Consider the following 22,527-nt stretch of genomic DNA (forward strand, 5'->3'; position numbering starts at 1 on the left):
TTCGAGACCGTCCAGGACGTGACCACCTCGGCGTCGAGACCGCGATCCGCCTGGTCCGGAAGGATTCCCATGTCTGAGAACCACGATGCAATCGTCGTAGACGCCAAAACGGAGGACGGAGGCGGCTGCCCCGTCGCGCACGGGCGCGCCCCGCACCCGACCCAGGGCGGCGGAAACCGCCAGTGGTGGCCGGAGCGGCTCAACCTGAAGATCCTCGCCAAGAACCCCGCCGTGGCCAATCCCCTGGGCGAGGAGTTCGACTACGCGGCCGCGTTCGAGGCCCTCGACCTCGCGGCGGTGAAGCGGGACATCGCCGAGGTGCTCACCACCTCGCAGGACTGGTGGCCGGCTGACTTCGGCAACTACGGCCCGCTCATGATCCGCATGGCCTGGCACAGCGCGGGCACGTACCGCATCAGCGACGGCCGCGGCGGCGCCGGCGCCGGCCAGCAGCGCTTCGCCCCCCTCAACTCCTGGCCGGACAACGGCAACCTGGACAAGGCCCGCCGTCTGCTGTGGCCGGTCAAGCAGAAGTACGGCCAGTCCATCTCCTGGGCCGACCTCATGATCCTCACCGGCAACGTCGCCCTGGAGACGATGGGCTTCAAGACCTTCGGCTTCGCCGGCGGCCGCGCCGACGTCTGGGAAGCCGACGAGGACGTGTACTGGGGCCCCGAGACCACCTGGCTCGGCGACGAGCGCTACACCGGCGACCGCGAGCTGGAGAACCCGCTCGGCGCGGTCCAGATGGGCCTGATCTACGTCAACCCGGAGGGCCCGGGCGGCAACCCGGACCCGATCGCCGCGGCCCGCGACATACGCGAGACGTTCCGCCGGATGGCGATGAACGACGAGGAGACCGTCGCCCTCATCGCCGGCGGCCACACCTTCGGCAAGACCCACGGCGCGGGCCCGGCCGACAACGTCGGCGCCGACCCCGAGGCCGCCCCGCTCGAGGCCCAGGGCTTCGGCTGGGCGAACACGTACGGCACCGGCAAGGGCGCCGACACGATCACCAGCGGTCTCGAGGTCACCTGGACCAGCACCCCCACCCAGTGGGGCCAGGGCTTCTTCAAGAACCTCTTCGAGTACGAGTACGAGCTCACCCAGAGCCCGGCCGGCGCCAACCAGTGGGTGGCGAAGGACGCCGAGGCGATCATCCCCGACGCCCACGACGCGTCGAAGAAGCACCTCCCGATGATGCTCACCACCGACCTGTCGCTGCGCTTCGACCCGGTCTACGAGCAGATCTCGCGGCGCTTCTACGAGAACCCCGACCAGTTCGCGGACGCCTTCGCCCGCGCCTGGTACAAGCTGACGCACCGCGACATGGGCCCGATCGTGCGCTACCTCGGCCCGGAGGTCCCCGCCGAGACGCTGCTGTGGCAGGACCCGCTGCCGGCGCGCGAGGGCGAGCTCGTCGACGCCGCGGACATCGCCTCCCTCAAGGAGCAGATCCTCGGCTCGGACCTCACCACCGCGCAGCTGGTCTCCGCGGCCTGGGCCGCGGCCTCCTCCTTCCGCGGCAGCGACAAGCGCGGCGGCGCCAACGGTGCCCGCATCCGCCTGGAGCCGCAGCGCACCTGGGAGGTCAACAACCCGGACGACCTCGCGCAGGTGCTGCGAACCCTCGAGGGCATCCAGGCCGCCTTCAACGCCGCGGGCGGCAAGCAGGTTTCGCTGGCCGACCTGATCGTGCTCGCGGGCTCCGCGGCCGTCGAGAGGGCCGCCAAGGACGGCGGCGTCGAGGTCGAGGTGCCGTTCACGCCGGGCCGCGTCGACGCCTCGCAGGAGCAGACGGACGTCGAGTCCTTCGCCGCGCTCGAGCCGGCCGCCGACGGCTTCCGCAACTACGTCGGCAAGGGCAACCGCCTGCCGGCCGAGTTCCTGCTGACCGACAAGGCGAACCTGCTGACGGTCAGCGCGCCCGAGATGACCGTGCTCGTCGGCGGTCTGCGCGTCCTGGGCGCCAACCACGCCGGGTCGAAGCACGGCGTCTTCACGGACAAGCCGGGCACGCTGTCGAACGACTTCTTCGTCAACCTGCTCGACATGGGCACGACGTGGAAGTCGACGTCCTCGGCGCAGGACGAGTTCGAGGGCCGTGACGCCTCCGGCGCGGTCAAGTGGACCGGTACGCGGGCCGACCTCGTCTTCGGCTCGAACTCGGAGCTGCGCGCGCTCGCGGAGGTCTACGCGAGCAACGACGCGAAGGAGAAGTTCGTGAAGGACTTCGTCGCCGCGTGGGACAAGGTCATGAACCTCGACCGGTTCGACCTGGTCTGATCCCGGCGTCCGGGCCGGCCCCTGGGGGCCGGCCCGGACGTTTTTCCGTACCCGTACCTCCCTGGTGGGCCGCCTCCGTGCGGCCCACCACCATTTGGGCCCCGTCCGGGCGGCCCGTTCCTGGGGGCGGCGGGCGGGAATGATGGGTGGGCAGCTCCCATGTGCGCGTGGGGCGGGTGGCGTTGACTCGGACATGCCGATCGGCCGGTACGGCTACTGAAACCACCCGACCCGACCTCCGAGGAGGTGACCTCGATGAGCGTACTCAAGCTCCAGAACCTGCAGCCCGTGGCGACGAACAACAGCGCTGCCGTCATCAGCCTGACGAGCAGCAGCAGCACCTGCTGTTCCACCAAGCCGGTGTAACCCCGACGGCGATCCGTGCCGGGACGCGCTGTGTCCCCGTACGGATCGCCGTTTGCGTTTCCCACCGGCCGCTGCCGGCGGCGGCCCTCGGACGATCACAGAGGCGGACATGCGCAACGAACGATGGGTCTACCGATTCCTCTTCGCTTGGGACGACACGCTGTTCTTCGACCCGCTCGACGTCTCCTACGAGCCGAGGGCGGACCACTTCCTCGCCGGGCTCGACGAGCAGGTGCGGGCGCGGTTCGTGCGCAGCGGCATCTGGTGGAGCCATCGGCACAACCCGGACCTGCCGGCGCAGGGCTGGAAGATCCACGTCTCGGCGGCCCAGGGCACCGTGCGTGAGGTCGCCGCCTCGGTGATCGCCCATCTGACGGCGCACGAGATCGACTTCAAGATCGCTCTCGACCTCAACATCTTCGAGATGCTCAACTCCAAGGCCATGTCCCGGGGCAGCGGCGGCAAGCTCGTCACCGTCTACCCGCGCGACGACGAGGAGTTCAGGACCTGCCTGGCCGACCTGGCCCGCGTCCTGGAGGGCGTCGAGGGCGCCTACGTACTGTCGGACCTGCGGTACCGGGACAGCAAGGCGCTCTACTTCCGCTACGGCCAGTTCCTCGACACGCACGCCGTCGACGTCCTCGGGCGGCGGGTGCCGCACATCCTCGGACCGGACGGGCCCGTCCCCGACGACCGGCAGCCCGGGTACGCCCAGCCGTGGTGGGTGCCGTGGCCGTTCACCGACTGGAAGCCCGCCGACGAGGACGAGGGGGACGGCCTGCTCGGCGGCCGCTTCCGGGTGACCGGGGCCATCCAGTTCTCCAACAGCGGCGGGGTGTACACGGCCGAGGACACGGCCGACGGCGACCGGAAGGTGGTCCTCAAGGAGGCCCGCCCGCACACCAACATCAACCCGCGCCAGGACCACGACGCCGTGGACATCCTCGCCCGCGAGTGGATGTTCCTGAACCGGCTGGCCGACGCCGGCTCGTATCCGAAGCCGGTCGCCACGTTCCGGCACTGGGAACACCACTACATAGCCGAGGAGTTCGTCGACGGCTCCGACGTCCGCTCGGTGCTGCTCGTACGCAACCCGCTCGCACGGCCCGAGTTCGACATCGACCGGTCGCGGGAGTTCCTGCAGATCTTCATCGCCGTCTTCCGCGGACTGACCCGCGCGATCCGGTCCGCCCACGAGCGCCAGGTGATCCTCGGCGACTTCACCCCCGCGAACCTGCTCATCGACACCGACACCCACGAGGTGACCATCGTCGATCTGGAGGCGTGCCGGCTGGCCGAGGGCGGGGCAGCGGACGGGAGCGGCGACGCGTCGCTGGAGAAGCCGGTCGAGCTGTTCACCCCGGGGTTCAGCCTCTCCCGCAGCCGCTTCGAGGCGTCCGGGCCCGAGGGCGACCTGTACGGCCTGGCGAACACCATGGCCTACTTCATCTTCCCGATCGCGGCGCTCTCGTACGTACGCGAGGACGTCCTGGACACGTACCGGATCTTCACCGACTCCCTGGGCTGGCCGGCGCGGATCCACGAGCTGCTCACCGACCTGGCCCAGGCGCGGATCACGCTCACCGAAGTGCTCGAGGCCCTGGAATCCGAGGCGGACCTGATCGCCCAGGTCAAGGCCGCGCCGCCGCGGCCGGTCGTCGAGGAGCGGCTGGGGCTCGCGGAGGCCGAGGCCGGGGTGGCCGCGTTCGTCGAGGCCGTCGCCGACCCCGACCGGGCGACGCTCTTCCCCGTGGACCCGTTCGCACACGTCACCAACCCGCTGAGCCTGGGCTTCGGGGCCAGCGGCGTCCTGTGGTCGCTGAACGCCTCCGGCATCCCGGTCCGCCCCGAATGGCGCGGCTGGCTGAGCGACGAACTGGCCGGCATCGACGTGGCGGAGTACCCGGACGGACTCATGAGCGGGCTGGCCGGCATCGCCTGGGCGGCCGACTCGCTCGGGCTGCGGACCCAGGCCAGGGAGCTGCTCGCCCAGGCCAACCGGCGCGCTCCGGAAACCGGCGACCACACCTTCTACTACGGCCTCGCCGGGCTGGGCATGACGAACCTGCGCTTCTTCCTGCGCGGGCACGACCCGCGCGATCTCGCGGCCGCGCAGGAGTGCGCGCGCGTCCTGTGCGCCGCGGCGCAGCGCGACGGCCGGCACGCCTACTGGCTGAACGAGTTCTCGTCCAAGGGGCCGTTGACCGGCCTGGGCTTCGGTCAGGCCGGTGTGGCGCTGTTCCTGTTGCGGATGCACCAGGTCACCGGGGAGGAACGCTACTTGCGGCTCGGACAGGACGCGCTCGCCTGGGAGATGGCCCATGCCAAGCCCCTGGACCCCGACGCCGCCGACAACAGCCCGATCATGTTCGAGCACGAAGGGACCATGGAGCCGTACGTCGAGGTGGGCTCCGCGGGCGTGGCACAGGTGCTGCTGCGCTACGGGGACCTGGACTCCGCACGGACCGTCCTGCGCGGGCTGGACGCCCGGCACTCGGTGCTGCCGGGGTACGCCTTCGGCATGAGCGGTGTCGCCGACGCGCTGCTGGACGCCGCCGAGTTCACCGGTGACCGTACGTACCGCGACACCGCGTTGCGGCAGCTCGATTTCGTCCGGAAAGTGTTCCTGTTCGAGCCCGCCGAGCGCTTCGCGGTGCCGCGCCGGGACGGGGTGACCCCGCTGGGCGTCCCCGGAGAGGGGCTGCTGCGCTGCTCCTGCGACTACCTGACGGGCTCGGCGGGCGTGCTGCGGGTGCTCCACCGCGTGAACGGCGGTGGCACGGCCGACTTCCTGCTGGACGAGGCCGCGCGGTGAACCAGTTGTGGCTCACCCTCAGCGGTCACCGGGCCCGGTTCGTCGTGATCGCGGCCGCCGAGGCGACCATGGGCGGGCTCGAGGCCCTGCTGCACCCGCTCCTGCTCAAGGCCCTGTTCGACCAGGCGATCCTGGCCGCGGACTTCCGCAGGTTCCTCGTCCTCGGCTGCGGTTACCTGGTGCTCGGCCTGACCCTCAACCTCGCGGGCTACGGGATCTCCTCGTGGCGCAAGCGGTGCGAGAACGCGTTCACGCTGGTGCTGGAGACGGAGCTGCTGGGCCGCACGCTCGGCCAGGACAGCCGGAGGATATCGGCGGCGGGCAACGCCTCGTACGTCAGCCGCATCCACAACGACGTCTCCGAGGGCGTGCTGCCGGCCGTCGACGTCTGCATCCGCATCGCGCGGCAGGCCGTCGCCTCGCTCGTCTTCCTCGGCGTGCTGCTGTACCTGTCCTGGCAGGCCAGCCTCATCCTGCTGGTGATCGTGCCGCCGCTGGTGCTCGTGAGCAACCGGCTGGCCAAGCGCATCGAGGACAACACCGAGCCCGAACGCGAGGCGGAGGCGCGGTACATCAACAGGCTGACCCGGACCCTGGAGGCCTTCCACGCACTCCGCGGTCTGCCGTCGCTGCTGCCCGGCACCCGCGCGGCGAACCAGGACGCGCTGCGCGGGTTCCTGGGCATCAGGTTCGTCAACTACCGGCTGTCGCTGAAGCAGAAGACCCTCAGCGACCTCGTCATGAACCTGTCGGACACCGCGTCGATGGTCATCGGAGCGTTCTTCGTCTTCTCGGGCAGGATGTCGTTCGGCAGCTTCCTCGCCTTCGTGAACTCGCTGTGGCGGGCGGTCACCGGGATCTTCGACCTGGTCAACATGATCCCGCAGGCCCGCCGGAGCACCGCCGTGCTCAAGCGGATCCAGGCCCTTCGCGATTCCGGGGAGGCGCCGTACCACGAGGAAGGAGCCCTGGTCCTGGTCCGCGGGGCCCGGGTGGGGTACGGCGACGGCAGCGGCGACGGCGCCCACGTCTCGATCGAGGAGTTCACGCTGGGCGCAGCGGAGCACGTACTGCTGCGCGGCCCCAACGGCTGCGGGAAGAGCACGCTCCTGCACATCATCTCCGGGACCCTCGCCCCCGACGCCGGTACGGTCACCCTGCCGCCCCGGGTGGCGAGCCTGACCGCCCCGGTGAACCTGCCCCCGCTGCCGGTACGCGAACTGGTCGCCGACGAGCGGCTGCGCACGGCGATGGGCCTGGACGGCCTGGCCGACCAGCTGCCCTCGGAGCTGTCGTCCGGCCAGCGGCAGCGGGTCGGGGTCGCCGCGCTCCTGTGCGAGGACGCGGACGCCTACCTCGCCGACGAGCCGTTCTCGAACCTCGACGGGGAGGGCAGGGACCTGGTGCTGCGGACCCTGCGCGAGCGGACCGCGGGCCGCGCCCTCCTCGTCGTGCACCACGGGGACGAGGACCTCGACGGCCGCTTCGACCGCGTGGCGACCTTGGCCCCGGCCGGTGCGCTGTCCCGGAACCTCTAGACGGGCACCGTGGCAGCGGCGCCGGTGACCAGCTCGCGGGCGGCGGAGGCGAACGCCGACCGGTTGGGGTGGCCGGTCTTCTGCAGGAGGCTCGCCACGTGCTTCTCGACGGTGCGCGGGGAGATGTGCAGCAGGCCGGCGATGTCCTTGTTGCCGATCCGCTCGGCGAGCAGCCGGGCCACCTCGAACTCCCGGACGGTGATGCCGCACCGGCGCAGGAACGGCGGCACCTGTTCGGTCCCGGTCCGCCGCTGCCGGACGGGCGCGCCCATCCCCCGGAGCAGCGCCCGGCAGGCGCCGGCGACCGCCTGGAGGCCGGCGCCGTGGAAGTACTCCTCCGCGTCGCGCAACCAGTCGGCCGGGGAGCCCCAGCCGTCCGCGTACGCCGACCGGGCGACCAGCCGGACACACAGGTGGCGGGCCACGGGGTAGGGCTCGGCCGCCTCCAGCGCCGCTCGCGCGGCGGCCGCGGCCTCGCCGCAGCGGCCCTCGCGGCCCAGCAGCACGGCGTGCGCCAGCCCGACGAACGGGCGGTTCCAGCGGGTACCGCTGACGCTCGCCTCCGCGATGTCGGCGTAGTGGCGCGGGCCCATGCGCCCGGCCAGTACGCCGAGCAGCAGGATGACGCCGTGTCTGCCGAACTCGCCGGTCGCCGGATTCTCCGCGTCGTAGGCGAGCGCCTGCGCGAACTCCTGCTCGGCGGCGCCGTGCCGCTCCTCGAGCAGCGAACAGAACGCCCGCGCCAGCCCGTACGCCATCGACCGCACGCCCGGCGCGTCGTCGACGAGCGGGGCCAGTGCCTCCAGTGCCTCCTGCATCTCGGCGCGCCGGCCCTGGTGGGCCCAGCGCACGGCGTCGGCCAGCCGCAGCAGGGACAGGGCCTGCCCCAGTCCCAGCCGGGCCGCGTCGGCCGTGCCCGTGCGGATCCGGTCGCGGGCGGCCTGGAACTCGCAGCGCTGGATGCGGTCCAGGGCGAGGACGAAGCCGGTCTCGTGCGCCAGCGGCAGTACGCCGATGCGCAGGGCCTCCTGCCGGGCCTGTTCGACCCGGGCGGGCCTGCCGTCGCGCCGGGCCGCGATCCGTGCCAGGTGCACCTCGGCGGAGACCCGCAGTACGGGGAGCCGGTGCTCGTGGGCGAGGGCGCAGGCCTGCGCGAGGTGGGCCAGCGCGGTGGGCTCGTCCCGTTCCGCGGCGAGCTGCCCGAGCACCAGCAGGGCCTCGCAGGCCACCGCGGGCAGGTGGGCCTGCCGGGCCGCGTCCGCCGCCCGGCGGGCGAACCCGGCTGCGGTGGACAGCCGGTCGGGTGCGAACCGGCACAGCTCCACGTGGGCCGCGGCGAGGTCCACGAGGGCGGCGTGGGCCGGGGCCGGGCGGTCCCCGAGCAGCCAGCGGGCGACGTCCAGGTGCCGGAGGGCTTCCTCGGACCGGCCCCTCAGGGTGGCGATACGGGCCAGTCGTGCGTGCAGGCCGGCCCGGCGCCCGGCGGGTACGGCGTGGTCGCCACCCAGCGCTTCCAGGCCGGCGGCCAGCGCGGGCAGCTGGTCGAAGCGGGCCGCGCAGGCGACGGCGTCCAGCAGGTGCTCCAGTACCGTGGCGCGCAGTTCGGGTGCGGTGCCGGCGTCGACGAGACGGTGCGCCCGGATCAGCAGCTCCACCGCCCGGTCCACCGCCCCGTCCACCGCGCCCTCGGTCGTCGCCCGCCCCGCCGCCTCGCAGTACAGGCGGATGGCCTCCCCGGTATCGCCGGCGTGCCCGTGCAGCTCCGCGGCCTGCGCGCACCACGGCCCGGGCAGACCGGGGTGCAGGTCGGCCAGGGCGTGCGCCGCCCGCCGCGCGTACCCCGCGCGCTCGCCCGGTCCGAGGTCGTCGAGCAGGGCCTCGGCGGCCAGCCGGTAGCGGAACGCGTACCACTGCGTGCTCGACGCGTCGGGCACGATCAGGCACGCGGCGACCCCGGCGCGCAGGATCGCGGACAGCTGCGCGGGGTCGCAGCCGGTGGCGTGCTGGAGCACCGGCAGCGGGAAGCGGTCGCCGAACAGGGCCGCCATGCCCAGCAGTTCCGTGCCGAGCGGACCGAGTCTCCCGGCCCTGCGTCTGACGCTGTCCACGACGGCGGCGGGCACGGACGGCCTCCGGTCGTCGCCGGGAGCGCGGCCGGCGAGGTCGCGGACCAGCTCCTTGACCACGAACGGGATCCCGCCGCCGCAGGTCACCGCCCGCTGCACGAGCTCGGGGCCGACCTCGGCCGGGGCGGTGCCCAGCTCGGCCGCGAGGAGGAGGTGCACGTCGGGGCGGCTGAGGGGGCGCAGTCCGAGTACGGTCGCGGCCCCGCGCTGGCGGGCGCGCTCGGCCAGTTCGGCCGCCGCGCAGGGTTCGCGCCCCACGACGAGCAGGAGCACGGCCGGCTGGTGGCCGATGTGGTCCAGGAGGTACTCGATGACGGCGAGGGTCCCCGCGTCGGCATCGTGCAGGTCGTCGAGGACGAGCAGGCAGCCCCGCTGCCGTCCGGCGACGGCGATCAGGCGCAGGACCGTCTCGGCGACCATGAGGGGTGACACGGCGTCGGCCCGGGGGGCCCGCGTGCCGCTCAGCAGGTGGCCGAGGACCGGACCGTAGCGGCCGAGCTCGTCCGGGTCGGGCAGCAGGCCGGCGCGAGCGAGCAGGAGCAGCGCTTCGACCAGGGGCCGGTACGGGACGACCGAGCCCATCGTGCCGGCCCGCCCCTGCGCCGTGACCATGTCCGCCGAGGCCGCCGCGGCGACGGCTTCGGCGGCGAGCCGGGTCTTGCCTATGCCGGGCTCGCCGGTGACGAAGACCGCTCCGCCCCGCCCTGACCGGGCGGCGGCCAGAGCGGCCCGGACCTGCTCCATCTCGGCCTGCCTGCCGACGAGTTCCCCTCGCGCGAGGTGCCTGCCGTCGATGCCCGTGGTGGTGCGTTCGTACAGCTGTGTCATCTGCCTCTCCTGGTGCGCGGGGAAGCGGAAGTGCGTCGCCTGGCGGAGCGAGCGGCGGCGAGGTCGTCGCCGGGGCCGACGATACGAAGGGGGGGCCGCCGCCTGTAGCCGTCCGTTTGGGGGGCTTGCGCGGGGCTGGTCAGCCCCCGTCGAGGCTGTCCTCGCGCACCCGCCGGGCCAGGTCGAGCTTGGTGTAGGTGGGGCGGCCGGCCTGCTGGTACTTGGCCTTGACCCGGTCCAGGTAGTCCTTGGCCGTGTGGACCGTGATGCCCGCGCGCCGGGCGGCGGACTTCAGGGTCATCCCGGACGCGTAGTCCAGCAGGACCTGCCGCTCCCGGGGCGAGAGCCGGGGACGGGCGGGGCCGGTGTCGTGCGCGCAGGCGAAGGCGAGTTCCGCGGAGTGGGCGCTGCGGCCGGCGGCGATGTCCCGGACTGCGGCGACCAGGGTCGGCAGGTCGTTGTCCTTGGTCAGGTAGCCGTCGGCGCCGGCCCGGAGCGCTTCGATGATCCGGGAGCGGTCCGGGACGGTGCTGATCACCAGCACGCGGCTGCCGGACCGCAGCAGGCGCCGGATGTTGTCGGCGGGGGCGGAGCCGTCGCGCAGCACGAGGTCGAGGAGGACGACGTCGGGCGCCGCGTACCCCGACAGGCCCGGCCCCTGCGGGGGCTGTGCGGCCGGTGCGCCGAGCAGCTCCGCCACCGTGGCCGCGGTCGCCACCACCCGCAGCTCCGGGACTCCGCCCAGCCAGGCCCGCATGCCGTCGAGGAGCATCCGGTCGTCGTCGACCACCGCGACCGTGGTCACCTGGGCCATCTCAGCTCCACCCGTACTCCCTCGCCGGGGGCGGTGTCCACGGTCGCCAGGCCGCCCACCTCGGCCATCCGGTCGCGGACCGAACCGCGCAGCCCGAGGCCGGGCACGTGCCGCTCGGGGTCGAACCCGGGCCCCCGGTCGACCACGGTGACGACGGCTCCCCCACGCCCGTCGGTGTCCCCGGTGGCGGTCAGGTAGGCGTGTCCGGTGCCCGCGTGCCGCCGTACGTTGTTCAGGGCCTCGCGCGCGGCGTCGGCGAACGCGGCGGCGACCTCCGGCGGCACCTTCGGCAGGTCGTGGTACTGGGCGGTGACCCGCAGCTGCAGGCTCTCCACGGAGCCCACCGCCTCCTCCAGGGCCTCGCCGATCTCCCGGTGGTGGACCTCGTCGGCGGTCTGCTGGATCAGCCGCCGCAAGTACGCGGCCTCCCGGGCGCAACGGGCCCGCACCTGGGGCGCGTTGGCGTCGATCCCGCCGGCCGCGAGGGTGGTCAGCGTGGCCAGCACGGTGTCGTGAAGCGCGCGGTGGTGTTCCAGGCGCTCGGCGTAGCGCGCCTTGTGCGCCTCGGCGGCCAGCGCACGGGCGTTGGCGTCGTCGAGGAGGCGTCCCTGGCGGCGCAGGTACCACCACATGACCCAGGTCATCACCGCCGACGACAGCAGCGAGTTGACGTGGCCGCCGAGGACCGCGGGGCTCGCGCCCACCATCCGGTAGCCGATGAGGTGGCTGACCACGAGGAGCGCGACAACGGCGAGGACGTGGAACCGTTCGAGGGCGATGGCCGCGACGGCGCTCGCCGATCCGCCGAGCAGCATCGCCCAGCCGAGCAGTGCGGGCTCCCGGACCCCGCCCCACGTGATGAGGACGAACGGCAGCACGCACCCCGTGACCAGGACGTCCGCCCAGACGTGCCGCCGGTCGAACCAGCCGCGCCGCAGGGCCGCTCCGTAGCTCAGCGCGCTCAGCGCCAGGGCCACGGCGATCCCGGCGTACTGCAGGGGAAGGTCGTGCCGGCGCTGGGCCACGGCGAGGACGCCGACCGTCAGATGGCTCGCCCGGTAGAGCAGGGTGGTGAGGATCATGAAGGACTGGGCGCGCTGCAGCCCCGACCCCACCCCCGACGTCCTGCGCAGTGCCCGTAATCGCCGTATCGACACGAACGCCACCGACAACACCACCCCGCCCATGATCATCGCTGCTGGCACGTATCTTGCCCCAGCAGGTCCATGTCAAGGTCCGCATCCGGCCACGGCGGCCGGGGGCCCGGCGGCGCGCTTCGGCGAGCCGGGTCCGTCCGGGTGACGTAGCGTGGAAGGCGCCTGCTCGGCTCGGTCGTGTGCGAACGCACCCTGAGAGAGGGCACGGTCATGGACGTCACAGTGGGAACGTTCAACCTCAACAACCTGTTCTCGCGGTTCAACTTCAGAGCCGAGATACAGGAGATCCTGCCGACCGGAGAGGACGGCAGGGACGACGGCAGGGACGACGGCCGGCTGACCTCCAGCTACGAGTTCAAGGACCCCAAGGAGTTCCGGATCCGCACGTACAAGGGGCGGCTCGTCAAGGGGATCACCCCCGAAGAGCAGGAGATGCTCGCCCGGCGGATCATCGGGATGGACCTGGACGTCCTGGCCGTCCAGGAGGTCGAGGACATCGACACGCTGCGCTTCTTCGTCGCCCGGCGCCTGCGCAAGGCCTACCCGTTCCTGTCGTTGATCGAAGGCAACGATCCCCGGCTGATCGACCTCGCCGTGCTCTCCAAGTTCCCGATGGGCGCCGTCACCTCGTGGCAGCACACTCCCCATCCCGAGCTGCCCGGCGAGCGGGTGTTCAGCCGGGACCTGCTGGAAGTGGAAATCCTGGATCCGCGCGACCCGGACCGGCATCTGCTGACGGTCTTCAACAACCACCTCAAGAGCCAGTTCGTCGACCACAGGCAGGACCCGGTCCAAGGCAAGATCGACAACGACCACCTCCGGACCCTGCAGGCGGAGGCCATCGCCCGGATCCTCGCCGCCCGCACCCGCCCCGACGGACGGTTCGTCCTGCTGGGCGACATGAACGACACCCCGGAGGCGCCCACGCTCGCCGCGCTGGCCGCACCGACCCCGCAGGTGGCGCTCGAGGAGGCCCTCGCGCACCCCGTGGAGACCCGCCCGCCCAAGCCCGACGATCCGCCTCCGCCTGCGTCGGGGTCCTGGACGCACCGGTTCAAGGAGTCGCACCGGCCCGCGGAGTACGAGCTCTTCGATCAGATCTGGCTCAGCCGCAGCCTCACGTCGCGGCTCAAGAGCTCCCACATCGACCGGCGCACGCGGCACGCCGGCGACGGATCGGACCACGACCCCGCATGGGTGGTCCTCGAGTTCTGACCCCCGCCGCCGCCCGGCGCGCATACGGCCGCACCCCGCCCCGGACGTCCGGGGCGGGGTGCGGCCGTGTGTCGGACCGGAAGGGTCAGGCCACCGGGACCGGGAAGGTCGGGTACTCCACCCCGGAGACGTGCTGGACGACGCGGATGACCTGGCAGGAGTAGCCGAACTCGTTGTCGTACCAGAGGTAGAGGATGGCGTTGTCGCCGTCGACCTTGGTGGCTCCCGCGTCGACGATCGAGGCGTGGCGCGAGCCGACGAAGTCCATGGAGACGGCGTCGGGCGCGGTGGTGAAGTCGATCTGGCGCTTCAGCGGCGAGTGCAGCGAGACGTCGCGGAGGTAGTCGAGGACCTCCTCGCGGGTGGTCTCGCGGCCCAGGCGCAGGCTCAGGATGGCGATCGAGACGTCCGGGACGGGAACGCGGATCGAGCTGCCGGTGATCGGCGCCTTGAGGTCGGGCAGCGCCTTGGCGACGGCGGAGGCCGCACCGGTCTCGGTGATGACCATGTTGAGCGGCGCGGAACGGCCGCGGCGGTCGGCCTTGTGGTAGTTGTCCAGCAGGTTCTGGTCGTTCGTGAACGAGTGGACGGTCTCCACGTGGCCGCGCAGCACGCCGTACTCGTCGTCCATGGCCTTCAGCGGCGGGACGATCGCGTTCGTGGTACAGGAGGCGCAGGACAGGATCTGCTCGTCGGGCTTGATCGTGTCGTGGTTGACGCCGTGGACGATGTTCGGGACGTCGCCCTTGCCCGGGGCCGTCAGGACGACCTTGTCGATGCCGGGGCGCAGGTGCTTGGAGAGGCCCTCGCGGTCGCGCCACTTGCCCGTGTTGTCGATGAGGATGGCGTCCTGGATGCCGTACGCCGTGTAGTCGACCTCGGACGGGTCGTTCGCGTAGATCACCCGGATCGCGTTGCCGTTGGCGATGATCGTGCTGTTCGCCTCGTCCACGGTGATCGTGCCCTGGAACTGGCCGTGGATGGAGTCGCGGCGCAGCAGCGAGGCGCGCTTGACGATGTCCTGGTCGCCGCCCTGGCGGACGACGATGGCGCGCAGCCGCAGGCCGTTGCCGGACCCGGCCTTCTCGATCAGCAGGCGGGCGACGAGGCGGCCGATGCGGCCGAAGCCGTAGAGGACGACGTCGCGGCCCTCGCCGCGCTCGAGCTTGTTCTCACCCGTGGCCCCGATGACCGCTTCGGCGGTGAAATCGGCGACCGAGAGACCGCGGTCGTCGGTCTTGTACGTGGCGGCCAGCATGCCGATGTCGATCTGGGAGGGACCGAGATCGAGGGCGGCGAGGGCCTGGAGGAACGGCATCGTCTCGGTGACCGACAGTTCCTCGCCGTCGATCTGCCGGGCGAAGCGGTGGGTCTTGAGGATGCTCACCACCGATTTGTTCACCAAGGAGCGGCTGTGAAGCAGGACGGTGACGTCCCGCTCCCGGTGCAGCTTCCCGATGATCGGGATCATCGACTCCGCGATCTCCTCGCGGTTCTTCCAGTTGGTGAACGAGTCATCATTGACAGTCACAGGTTTATCTTTCGAGCTAGGCGGCGCTCATATGCTAACCCGTCCCCCGTTTGGCCCATCAAGCGGGGGAGGTCGAAACCTCGGCCGGCAGTTCGTACGAGCCCTGCCGGTCCGCCGTGGCAGGGCTGTCACGAGGCGGAGACGCCCCGGCTGCCGCGGTGGACGGCCTTGGTGCGGAGGAAGAGGGCGGTGGTCAGGGTCCCGAGGACGACGATCGCGGTGTTCACGACGACCGCGGTGGTGATCCCCGCGCGGATGCCGGTGTTCACCGCGGCGATCGCCGACATGATCGGCGTGCCCATCGTGATGCCGATCTGCTGGGTCATGGTGGCGAGGCCGGTCGCCAGGCCCTGCTCGTGGTCGGGAAGTCCGGTGGTGGCCGTGACCATGAACCCGACGATCACCAGCATGTTGCCGACACCGCCGGCGAACGTGGCGATGAGCAGGAGCCACATGCTCCCCGAGGTCTCGCCCAGCCCGACCAAGGCCACGGTCGCGACCGCCTGGAGCAGACCGCCCGCCACGAGGGTGGTGCGGGTGTTCGTCGCCGCGATGACCCGCGGCGCGATCGACCCGCCGATCACCGTGCCGATTCCGAGGACACCGAACGACAGTCCCGCCGCCAGCGGCGAGAAGTCCAGCACTTCCTGCAGGTAGAGCGTCATCAGGAACACCAGGCCGGTCTCCGTCAGGAACGCGATCAGACCCGCCGCATTCCCCCACGCCACCGTCTTCCTCTTCAGCACGCTGACGGGTACGAGGGGCTCGGCGGTCTTCGATTCGATGGCGTAGAAGGCGATCAGCAGGACCACACCGGCGCCGAGCCAGCCCAGGGCGGGACCCGATCCCCAGCCGTGCTCGCCCGCCTGCGTCAGCCCGTGGATCAGCGCGAGGAGACCGAGGGTGACGGCGGTCGCGCCGGGCAGGTCGAGCTTGGGGCGGGTGGTGGGACGCGGCTCCTTGATGACGGTGGGGGCGATGAGCAGGACGGCGAGGGCGACGGGGACGTTGATGAAGAAGGCCCACCGCCAGGAGAGCAGGTCGGTCAGGACACCGCCCAGGACGGCTCCGGTGGTGAACCCCGCCGACATCAGGGCCCCGTTGAGGCCCAGCGCCTTCTGGCGCAGGGGGCCTTCCGGGAACGAGGTGGTCAGCAGGGACAGGCCGGCCGGGGTCACCGCCGCGGTCGCCAGGCCCTGGAACACCCGGGCCGCGATCAGCATGTCGGGGCTGGTCGCGAGCCCTCCGGCCAGCGAGGACAGGCCGAGGACGGCCAGGCCGGCAAGGAACAGCCGGCGCCGCCCGAACAGGTCCGCGACCCGCCCGAACAGCAGCGTGAAACCCGCCGCGCACAGTGCGAACGAGGTCGCGATCCACTGCAGGTTCGACAGCGGGAAACCGAGCCCGTCACCGATCACCGGCAACGCCACGTTCAGAATCGAGAAATCAACCGCCAGCATGAACTGCGCCACCAGCAGCACCGCCAGGACCACCTTGAGGCGCCCGTCCAGACGGACCGGCCCCTCCCCCACCCCCGTATCCGCATCGGCACGCGCGCTCTCGACCACCGACATCGCGACACATCCTCTCGATCACCGCAACAAGGTGTTGCGGGACCGACTCTGGACCGGTCGGAAGCGGTTACCCAGCCCCCTGGTTGTGCTGGCGCCGGGCAAGCTGGCACTGCCAGGGCCACCTTCACGGGCAGCGTCCGGCGCCCTCCCCCGGCACACTGGAACGCATGGACACAGCCACCGCCCTGGGCGAATTCCTCCGCACCCGCCGGGCCCAGCTCCAGCCCGAGGACGTCGGGCTGCCCTCCCACGGCACCCGGCGGCGCGTGCCCGGGCTGCGGCGCGAGGAGCTCGCCCTGTTGGCCGGCGTGAGCATCACGTACTACACGCACCTGGAGCAGGGGCAGAGCACGAACGCCTCGGACAGCGTCCTCGACGCCCTGGCCCGCGCCCTGCGGCTGACCCCGGACGAGCACGCGCATCTGCTCGACCTGGCCCGCCCGCCGCGCGCCAAGCGGTCCGCACCGCCCCGTCCCGAGTACGCGCGTGACACCACGCGCCGGCTGATCGGCGCGATGCCGCAGGTGCCCGCCGTCGTTCTGGACGGCCGCAACAACGTGCTCGCCTGGAACCCGCTGGCCCATGCCCTGCTCGCCGGGCACCTCGACGTCGCGAGCCCCGACGACCCGTCGGTACGCCCCAACCTGACGCGGATGCTGTTCCTCGACCCGCACACCCGGGAGCTGTACACGGACTGGAAGGGCGAGGCCCGGGTCGCCCTGGCGGCGCTGCGCCTGGTCGCCGGACGCAATCCCGGGGACCGGGCGCTGGCCGAGCTCATCGGGTCCCTGATGCTCCAGAGCCCCGACTTCGCGGCGCTGTGGTCCAAGCATCCGGTGCGGGACTGCACCGTGGGGACGAAGAACCTGCACCACCCCGCCGTGGGCCCGCTGACCCTCGACTTCGAGAACCTGCACCTCACCGACGGCACCAACCACCGGATGCTGCTCTACAGCGCCCCCGAGTCCTCGCCCTCCGACGCGGCGCTGCGCATGCTCTCGAGCCTCACCGCAGGCACCGCCGGCGCGGAGGCACGTCCCACGCCTCGACCGGCATGTACGCCGGCACCGTCAGCGACACCGGGGAGACCACCACGGGCCGGCTTCACCGGCTGATTCCCGTACGGGAGCCCAGCGCGGCCACGGCGTCGACCAGCCGGTCCCAGAACAGCCCCGTCTCCAGGGTCAGCGCGACCTGCGCGTTGACCGGCAGGTCCAGGGTGCGGTGCAGGTCGACGACCGTGGCGCCCCGCGTGTACTGGCCGCGCAGCTCCACGACCACGCCCGCCGGTACGCAGTGCACGAGTCCGGGCTCGATGACGCGGGCGACGGCGACGGGATCGTGCACCGGCGGGCTCTCGAAGCCCCACAGGCGGCGGTAGGTGGAGCCGAAGAACGACAGCAGCCCGGCGCAGGTACGGCCGAGCTCGGTGCCGAGCCCCTCGAAGCGGGCCAGCACCTCGGGGGTGGCGAGCGCCTGGTGGGTCACGTTGAGGCCGCACATGGTGATCGGCACACCGCTGCGGAAGACGATGTCGGCGGCCTCCGGATCGGCCTGGATGTTGAACTCGGCGGCCGGAGTACGGTTGCCGCGCTCGGTGGAACCGCCCATGAGGACGATCTCGCGGATGTGCGCGGCGGCCTCGGGGTACCGGGTCAGCAGCAGGGCGATGTTGGTCAGGGGCGCCGTCGGCACGAGGGTGACGGGCTCCGGGTGCGTGGTCAGGATCCGGTGGATGAGTTCCACGGCGTGCCCGGGGACCACGTCGACGGTGGGTTCGGCGAACCGGGGCCCGTCCAGGCCCGATTCCCCGTGGACGTCTCCCGCCACCCCCAGCGGCTGGACCAGCGGACGGTCGCAGCCGGCCGCGATGGGCACGTCGGTGATGCCCGCGACCGTGCAGACGCGGCGCGCGTTCAGGGTGGTCTTGGCGAGTGTCTGGTTGCCGGCGACCGTGGTGATCGCGAGCAGGTCGACCGCCGGATCGCCCGCGGCCAGCATGATCGCCAGGGCGTCGTCGTGGCCGGGATCGCAGTCGATGATGATCGGAACAGGCACGCTCACTCCTCGGGCATCCGGGGCATCCGGGGCGTCTCCCGTACCAAGTCTGCCTCTTCGCGGTCGCCCGCTCACGCGGATGCGCACGCGGAGGGAACCGTCCCGCGGCGCGGGGACGTGGTGGAGCGGGGGTGTCCGTGGTGTCCAATGCGGCGAGGGGGCAGGGCCGGATGACCGATCAGGGTGCGCCGGGGACCGAGTGGGAGCTGAGCGACGCGCGGCGGCACGTCGACGAGTACCGCTCACTGGCACGCGCCGATCCCGCCCAGTACCTGTCCGGCTTCGCCCTCTGCCTGTACCGGCTCGGCGCCCTGCTGATGGAACGGCCCGCGCAGCACGAGGAGTTGGCCGAGATCCTGGGCGAGGCCGTCGCGGTGACCCGGCGCCTTGCCGACGGGGACCGGCGCCGCTGGCTGCCGAGCCTGGCCATGATCCTCGGCCAACGCGCCCTGATCACGGGCCTGCTGGGCCGCCGCACCGAGGCCCGGACCCTCGCCGCGGAGGCCACGGGCCTGTACCGCGACCTCGCCCGCCGGGATCCGGGCAGGCACCTGCCCGATCTCGCCTCCGCGTTGACCAACCTCGGCAACCAGCTGGCCGAGCTGGGGCAGCACCACGAGGCACTCGACCGGATGCGCGAGGGCGTCGAGGTGCGCCGCGGCCTGGCCGCGCGGCAGCCGGGCGGGACGGCCGGTGCCGAACTCGCCTCGTCCCTGGTCGAACTGGGCGTCAAGCTGGGCGAGATGGGCCACCACGCGGAAGCGGCCGACGTCCTGCGCGACGCGATCGGCCGGTACCGCGCGCGGACCGGCTCCCCGCCCGCCAAAGACCTGGCCGACCACTGGGTGGCCCTGACCACACTCACCCGCGAACTGTCGGCGCTCGGCCGCGGCGGCGAGACGGGGCCGTACCGCGAGGAGGCCGCGGGCCTCTACCGCCGGCTCGGCCGTACCAGTCCGCACTTCCTCGCCTTCCTGACGGCCGTGGCACGGCGCCACGGCATCACCCTCGGCGAGGACGGCCGGTTCGAGCAGCCGCGGCCCACGGCCGGCCCGCGCCGCTCCGCCGGCCCCGACCCGGCCGTCCTGGCCCGCATCCGGCACCTGAACGAGCAGGGCCTGCGCCTGGCCTCGGCCGGCAGCCTCGACCTGGCCGTCGGAATGCTCCGCGACGCCGTCGCCCTGTCGCGCCGGGCCGCCGACACCGCGCCCGGCATGTCGATCGCGCTGGGGCGCTCGCTGCACAACCTGGGTCTGGCCGAGGCGTGGAGCGGCCGGCGCGCCGAGGCCCTGGCCGCGGCGGACGAGGCGGTGCACCTGTACCGGCGCACCGTCGAGGCGGCGCCCCGGCAGGTGCGTCCTGTGCTGGCGGACTCACTCGACAGCCTCGGCAGCCGGCTCTCGGCACTCGGCCGCCACCACGACGCGCTCGTACCGGCCGAGGAGTCCGTCCGCATCCACCGGCACCTCGCGCGGGAGGACCCCACCGCCCGCCTGCCGGAGCTGGCCCGGGCGCTGAACAACCTCGGCATCCGGCTCGCCGACGCCGGCCGCCACGAGGACTCGCTCGCCGCCGCACGGGAGGTGGTGGCCCTGTACCGCCGGCTCCGGGCGAGCGAGTCGGCCGAGACGGACCGGAGGGACGGGACGGGCGGGACGGACGGCGACCACCTGTCCGGGCTGATCCACGGCCTGTCCAACCTCGCCCTCCGGCTGGCGCGGGCCGGGCGCGAGGACGAGGTGCTCGCCCCCACCGCGGAAGCGGTGGAACTGCTGGCCGGCCTGACCCGGATCCACCCCGGCAACGACGTCGCCGCCCTCGCCGAGACCCTGACGTGGCTCGGCCGCCGCCTCGTCAAGAACGGCCACCGCCGGGAAGGGCGCGCCGCCACCCGGGCCGCCGAGGACCTGCTGCGCCGGTCGGCCGTCCGGCGCTGACGATCGGACGGTCAGACCTTCCGGACCACGCTGGACTTCAGCTGCATGGCACCGAACCCCTCGATCTTGCAATCGATGTCGTGGCCGTCGACACCGTCGACGAGGCGGATGTTGCGCACCTTGGTGCCCGCCTTGATCCCGGACGTGCTGCCCTTGACCTTCAGCCCCTTGACGACCGTCACGGTGTCGCCGTCGGCCAGGACGTTGCCGACCGAGTCCTTGACGACCCGCTCCTCGGCGGCACCGCCGGTCTCGGCGGAGGCGGGCGACCACTCGTGTCCGCACTCGGGGCAGACGAGGAGCACGCCCATTTCGTACGCGTACGCGCTGGAGCATTCGGGGCAGGGAGGCAAAGGATTCTCGGTCTCGGTCACCTGACCAGTGTATTTGAGGCAGCGGCACGGCCGAGGCCGTCAGCGATCCGTATGGACTTGGCCGGGCGCCGTCAAGGTCCCGTCATGGGGAGGCCGTGCGTGGGCGGGTGCGGGGATAGCTTCGGGTGCGCGCTCCGGACCGCCTCCCCGCGCCCGGGGCGCCATCCGCCACTCGTGGTTCCTCAGGGAGGGCCCCATGTGCTTGTTCCAGTACGACGACGATCCCGAGCCCGAAGAACGGATCCCGGCCGGGCTCCTGTACGTGCCGGCCCGGCCGGGAGGATCGCACGTCGCGGTCCGGCTGTTCCGCACCCCCCTGGGAGCCCGCACCGCCGTCGGCTTCACCGGCCCGGACCTGCTGGCCGCCACGCTCGGCGCGGCGCAGCCCTGGATCCGGCTCTCCGCATCCGCGCTCCGCGCGCTGGCCGAACCGCTCGGAGCAGTCCTGCTGACCGTCGATCCGACGCTCACCGCTCCTGCGGTCACCCCGGCCCCGGTCGCCCCTCCCCCGCCCCGGGCAGCCGCGGGCGCGGCCCGGACCGCCCGGCGGGAGGGCGCGTCATGACCACGGCCCTGCTCTCCGAGGTCCCGGCCGGCGCCGATGACCTGTCGATCTGGCCGGCCTCCACGACACGGCTCCCGGGCGGCGGGCCGGCGGTGGGCGGAGTGTCCCTCGCCGAGGTCGCCGAACGGTTCGGCACCCCGGTCTACGTCCTGGACGAGGGCGAGGTGCGCGGGCGCTGCCGGACCTACCGGGACGCCTTCCCCGAGGCCGAGGTCCTCTACGCGGCGAAGGCCTTCCTCTCCCGGGCGATGGTGCGCTGGGTCATGGAGGAGGGACTGGGCCTGGACGTGTGTTCCGCCGGAGAGCTGGAGCTCGCCGTCACCGCCGGTTTCCCGCCCGAGCGCATCGTGCTGCACGGCAACGCCAAATCGCCCCGCGACCTGGCGGCGGCGCTGCGGCTCGGCGTGGGGCGGATCGTCATCGACAGTCCGTCGGAGATAGCACGGATCGCGGCCGCCGTCGGGCCCGGGAGCCGCCAGCGGGTCATGGTGCGGGTGGTGCCGGGCGTCTCGGCCGGCGGCCACGACAAGATCCGTACCGGTACGGACGACCAGAAGTTCGGCCTGTCGCTCACCGACGGGGGCGCTCAGCACGCCATCGCCCGCATCCTGGGCCAGCCCCGGCTCGAGCTGACCGGCCTGCACTGCCACATCGGCTCACAGATCAGCGACGTGAAGCCCTACCTGGTGGCGCTGCGCCGCATGGTGGGGCTGATGGCCCGGATCCGCGACGCGCACGGCATCGCCCTGCCCGAGCTGGACATGGGCGGCGGCCACGGCGTCGCCTACCGGCCCGGCGAACCCGCCCTCGACCTCCCCGCGCTCGGCCGGCGGATGCGCGCCGATCTCATCGCGGGCTGCGCCGCGGCGGGGCTGAGCGTGCCCCGGCTCCTCATCGAGCCCGGGCGGGCCGTCGTGGGGCCGGCCGGAGTGGTCGTGTACCGGGTGCTCGCCGTCAAGCACACCGGCCAGAAGGTGTTCGTCGCCGTCGACGGCGGAATGAGCGACAACCCGCGCCCCGCCCTGTACGGGGTGCGCTACGCGCCCCGCCTGGTCGGCCGCTCCTCGGCCGCCGGACCCCGTACGGCCACGGTCGTCGGCCGGCACTGCGAGGCCGGCGACGTGCTCGCGGCCGGCGTGGAGCTGCCGGGCGACGTCCGTCCCGGGGACCTGCTCGCCGTACCGGTCGCCGGTGCCTACCAGCTGTCCATGGCCTCGGGCTACAACCTCGTCGGCCGCCCCGCGGTCGTCGCGGTCCACGGGGGCGCGGCCCGCGTCCTCGTACGGCGCGAGACGCTGGAGGACTTCCGCAGCCGGGACATCGGCGCGTAGCCGGCCTCTTGG

Annotated in this window: 16 protein-coding genes; 9 read left to right on the forward strand and 7 right to left on the reverse strand. The window is 72.6% G+C overall.

The window, feature by feature from the left end; translation table 11 throughout:
- The first annotated feature begins 69 nt into the window (after nt 1–69).
- The 4 genes from katG (at nt 70) to ACIPUC_RS11060 (ending at nt 7,005) form a co-directional block, all read left to right on the forward strand.
- Nucleotides 70–2,286, forward strand: a complete 2,217-nt coding sequence (katG, locus tag ACIPUC_RS11045) for a catalase/peroxidase HPI (RefSeq protein WP_446588624.1) — start codon at nt 70–72, stop codon at nt 2,284–2,286.
- Between the two features lie 255 nt (nt 2,287–2,541).
- Nucleotides 2,542–2,652 carry a class III lanthipeptide gene (locus ACIPUC_RS11050; RefSeq protein WP_362586987.1) on the forward strand — a complete coding sequence of 37 codons (111 nt, stop codon included), beginning with the start codon at nt 2,542–2,544 and terminating at the stop codon, nt 2,650–2,652.
- Nucleotides 2,653–2,761: 109 nt separating this feature from the next.
- Nucleotides 2,762–5,467, forward strand: coding sequence for a class III lanthionine synthetase LanKC (gene lanKC / locus ACIPUC_RS11055; RefSeq protein ID WP_446588626.1), 2,706 nt, complete (start codon nt 2,762–2,764; stop codon nt 5,465–5,467).
- Nucleotides 5,464–7,005 (forward strand): ATP-binding cassette domain-containing protein, encoded by a 1,542-nt coding sequence (locus ACIPUC_RS11060; RefSeq protein ID WP_446588628.1) that lies wholly within the window; start codon nt 5,464–5,466, stop codon nt 7,003–7,005. Before lanKC ends, ACIPUC_RS11060 begins: the two co-directional genes overlap by 4 nt.
- Here the strand turns inward: ACIPUC_RS11060 and ACIPUC_RS11065 are convergent.
- From ACIPUC_RS11065 to ACIPUC_RS11075, 3 genes are all read right to left on the reverse strand, one after another.
- Nucleotides 7,002–9,959, reverse strand: a complete 2,958-nt coding sequence (locus tag ACIPUC_RS11065; RefSeq protein ID WP_446588629.1) for an AAA family ATPase — start codon at nt 9,957–9,959, stop codon at nt 7,002–7,004. The genes ACIPUC_RS11060 and ACIPUC_RS11065 overlap by 4 nt on opposite strands.
- Before the next feature lie 139 nt (nt 9,960–10,098).
- Nucleotides 10,099–10,773, reverse strand: coding sequence for a response regulator (locus tag ACIPUC_RS11070; protein WP_446588631.1), 675 nt, complete (start codon nt 10,771–10,773; stop codon nt 10,099–10,101).
- Entirely contained in the window at nt 10,761–11,978 is a 1,218-nt protein-coding gene (locus ACIPUC_RS11075) for a sensor histidine kinase (RefSeq protein ID WP_446588633.1), read from the reverse strand. Before ACIPUC_RS11075 ends, ACIPUC_RS11070 begins: the two co-directional genes overlap by 13 nt.
- 162 nt (nt 11,979–12,140) lie before the next feature.
- On the opposite strand from ACIPUC_RS11075, the gene ACIPUC_RS11080 reads away from it, so the two are divergent.
- Nucleotides 12,141–13,145: an endonuclease/exonuclease/phosphatase family protein gene (locus ACIPUC_RS11080; RefSeq protein ID WP_446588635.1), complete on the forward strand. Its 1,005-nt coding sequence runs from the start codon at nt 12,141–12,143 to the stop codon at nt 13,143–13,145.
- 85 nt (nt 13,146–13,230) lie between these two features.
- Here ACIPUC_RS11080 and ACIPUC_RS11085 read toward each other — a convergent pair whose 3' ends face one another.
- Together ACIPUC_RS11085 and ACIPUC_RS11090 are read right to left on the reverse strand one after the other, a co-directional pair.
- Entirely contained in the window at nt 13,231–14,676 is a 1,446-nt protein-coding gene (locus ACIPUC_RS11085; protein WP_446588637.1) for a glyceraldehyde-3-phosphate dehydrogenase, read from the reverse strand.
- A 128-nt stretch (nt 14,677–14,804) separates the two neighbouring features.
- Nucleotides 14,805–16,250, reverse strand: coding sequence for an MFS transporter (locus ACIPUC_RS11090; RefSeq protein ID WP_446588639.1), 1,446 nt, complete (start codon nt 16,248–16,250; stop codon nt 14,805–14,807).
- Nucleotides 16,251–16,417: 167 nt separating this feature from the next.
- On the opposite strand from ACIPUC_RS11090, the gene ACIPUC_RS11095 reads away from it, so the two are divergent.
- Entirely contained in the window at nt 16,418–17,365 is a 948-nt protein-coding gene (locus ACIPUC_RS11095) for a helix-turn-helix domain-containing protein (protein ID WP_446588641.1), read from the forward strand.
- On the opposite strand, the gene ACIPUC_RS11100 is transcribed toward ACIPUC_RS11095, so the two are convergent.
- Nucleotides 17,355–18,308, reverse strand: a complete 954-nt coding sequence (locus tag ACIPUC_RS11100) for a nucleoside hydrolase (protein WP_446588643.1) — start codon at nt 18,306–18,308, stop codon at nt 17,355–17,357. The two genes, ACIPUC_RS11095 and ACIPUC_RS11100, sit on opposite strands and share 11 nt — an antisense overlap.
- Before the next feature lie 170 nt (nt 18,309–18,478).
- Between ACIPUC_RS11100 and ACIPUC_RS11105 the strand changes: the two genes are divergently transcribed.
- Entirely contained in the window at nt 18,479–20,245 is a 1,767-nt protein-coding gene (locus tag ACIPUC_RS11105; protein WP_446588645.1) for a tetratricopeptide repeat protein, read from the forward strand.
- Nucleotides 20,246–20,256: 11 nt separating this feature from the next.
- On the opposite strand, the gene ACIPUC_RS11110 is transcribed toward ACIPUC_RS11105, so the two are convergent.
- Nucleotides 20,257–20,619 (reverse strand): zinc ribbon domain-containing protein YjdM, encoded by a 363-nt coding sequence (locus ACIPUC_RS11110; protein ID WP_446588647.1) that lies wholly within the window; start codon nt 20,617–20,619, stop codon nt 20,257–20,259.
- 196 nt (nt 20,620–20,815) lie between these two features.
- Here ACIPUC_RS11110 and ACIPUC_RS11115 point away from each other — a divergent pair, with 196 nt between their 5' ends.
- Both ACIPUC_RS11115 and lysA read left to right on the forward strand, forming a co-directional pair.
- On the forward strand, nt 20,816–21,184 hold the full coding sequence (locus ACIPUC_RS11115) for an SAV_915 family protein (protein ID WP_446588649.1): 369 nt from the start codon (nt 20,816–20,818) through the stop codon (nt 21,182–21,184).
- Nucleotides 21,181–22,515 carry a diaminopimelate decarboxylase gene (gene lysA, locus ACIPUC_RS11120; RefSeq protein ID WP_446588651.1) on the forward strand — a complete coding sequence of 445 codons (1,335 nt, stop codon included), beginning with the start codon at nt 21,181–21,183 and terminating at the stop codon, nt 22,513–22,515. The genes ACIPUC_RS11115 and lysA overlap by 4 nt, the downstream gene beginning before the upstream one ends.
- The last annotated feature ends 12 nt before the right edge of the window (nt 22,516–22,527 follow it).

The organism is Streptomyces sp. LARHCF249 (assembly GCF_052871255.1).

Excerpts from the sequence above, each read along its gene's own strand:
- katG (WP_446588624.1), top strand. The coding sequence starts at position 70 with ATGTCTGAGAACCACGATGCAATCGTCGTAGACGCCAAAACGGAGGAC.
- ACIPUC_RS11050 (WP_362586987.1), top strand. The coding sequence starts at position 2,542 with ATGAGCGTACTCAAGCTCCAGAACCTGCAGCCCGTGGCGACGAACAAC.
- lanKC (WP_446588626.1), top strand. The coding sequence starts at position 2,762 with ATGCGCAACGAACGATGGGTCTACCGATTCCTCTTCGCTTGGGACGAC.
- ACIPUC_RS11065 (WP_446588629.1), bottom strand. The coding sequence starts at position 9,959 with ATGACACAGCTGTACGAACGCACCACCACGGGCATCGACGGCAGGCAC.
- ACIPUC_RS11070 (WP_446588631.1), bottom strand. The coding sequence starts at position 10,773 with ATGGCCCAGGTGACCACGGTCGCGGTGGTCGACGACGACCGGATGCTC.
- ACIPUC_RS11080 (WP_446588635.1), top strand. The coding sequence starts at position 12,141 with ATGGACGTCACAGTGGGAACGTTCAACCTCAACAACCTGTTCTCGCGG.
- ACIPUC_RS11090 (WP_446588639.1), bottom strand. The coding sequence starts at position 16,250 with ATGTCGGTGGTCGAGAGCGCGCGTGCCGATGCGGATACGGGGGTGGGG.
- ACIPUC_RS11095 (WP_446588641.1), top strand. The coding sequence starts at position 16,418 with ATGGACACAGCCACCGCCCTGGGCGAATTCCTCCGCACCCGCCGGGCC.
- ACIPUC_RS11105 (WP_446588645.1), top strand. The coding sequence starts at position 18,479 with ATGACCGATCAGGGTGCGCCGGGGACCGAGTGGGAGCTGAGCGACGCG.
- ACIPUC_RS11115 (WP_446588649.1), top strand. The coding sequence starts at position 20,816 with ATGTGCTTGTTCCAGTACGACGACGATCCCGAGCCCGAAGAACGGATC.
- lysA (WP_446588651.1), top strand. The coding sequence starts at position 21,181 with ATGACCACGGCCCTGCTCTCCGAGGTCCCGGCCGGCGCCGATGACCTG.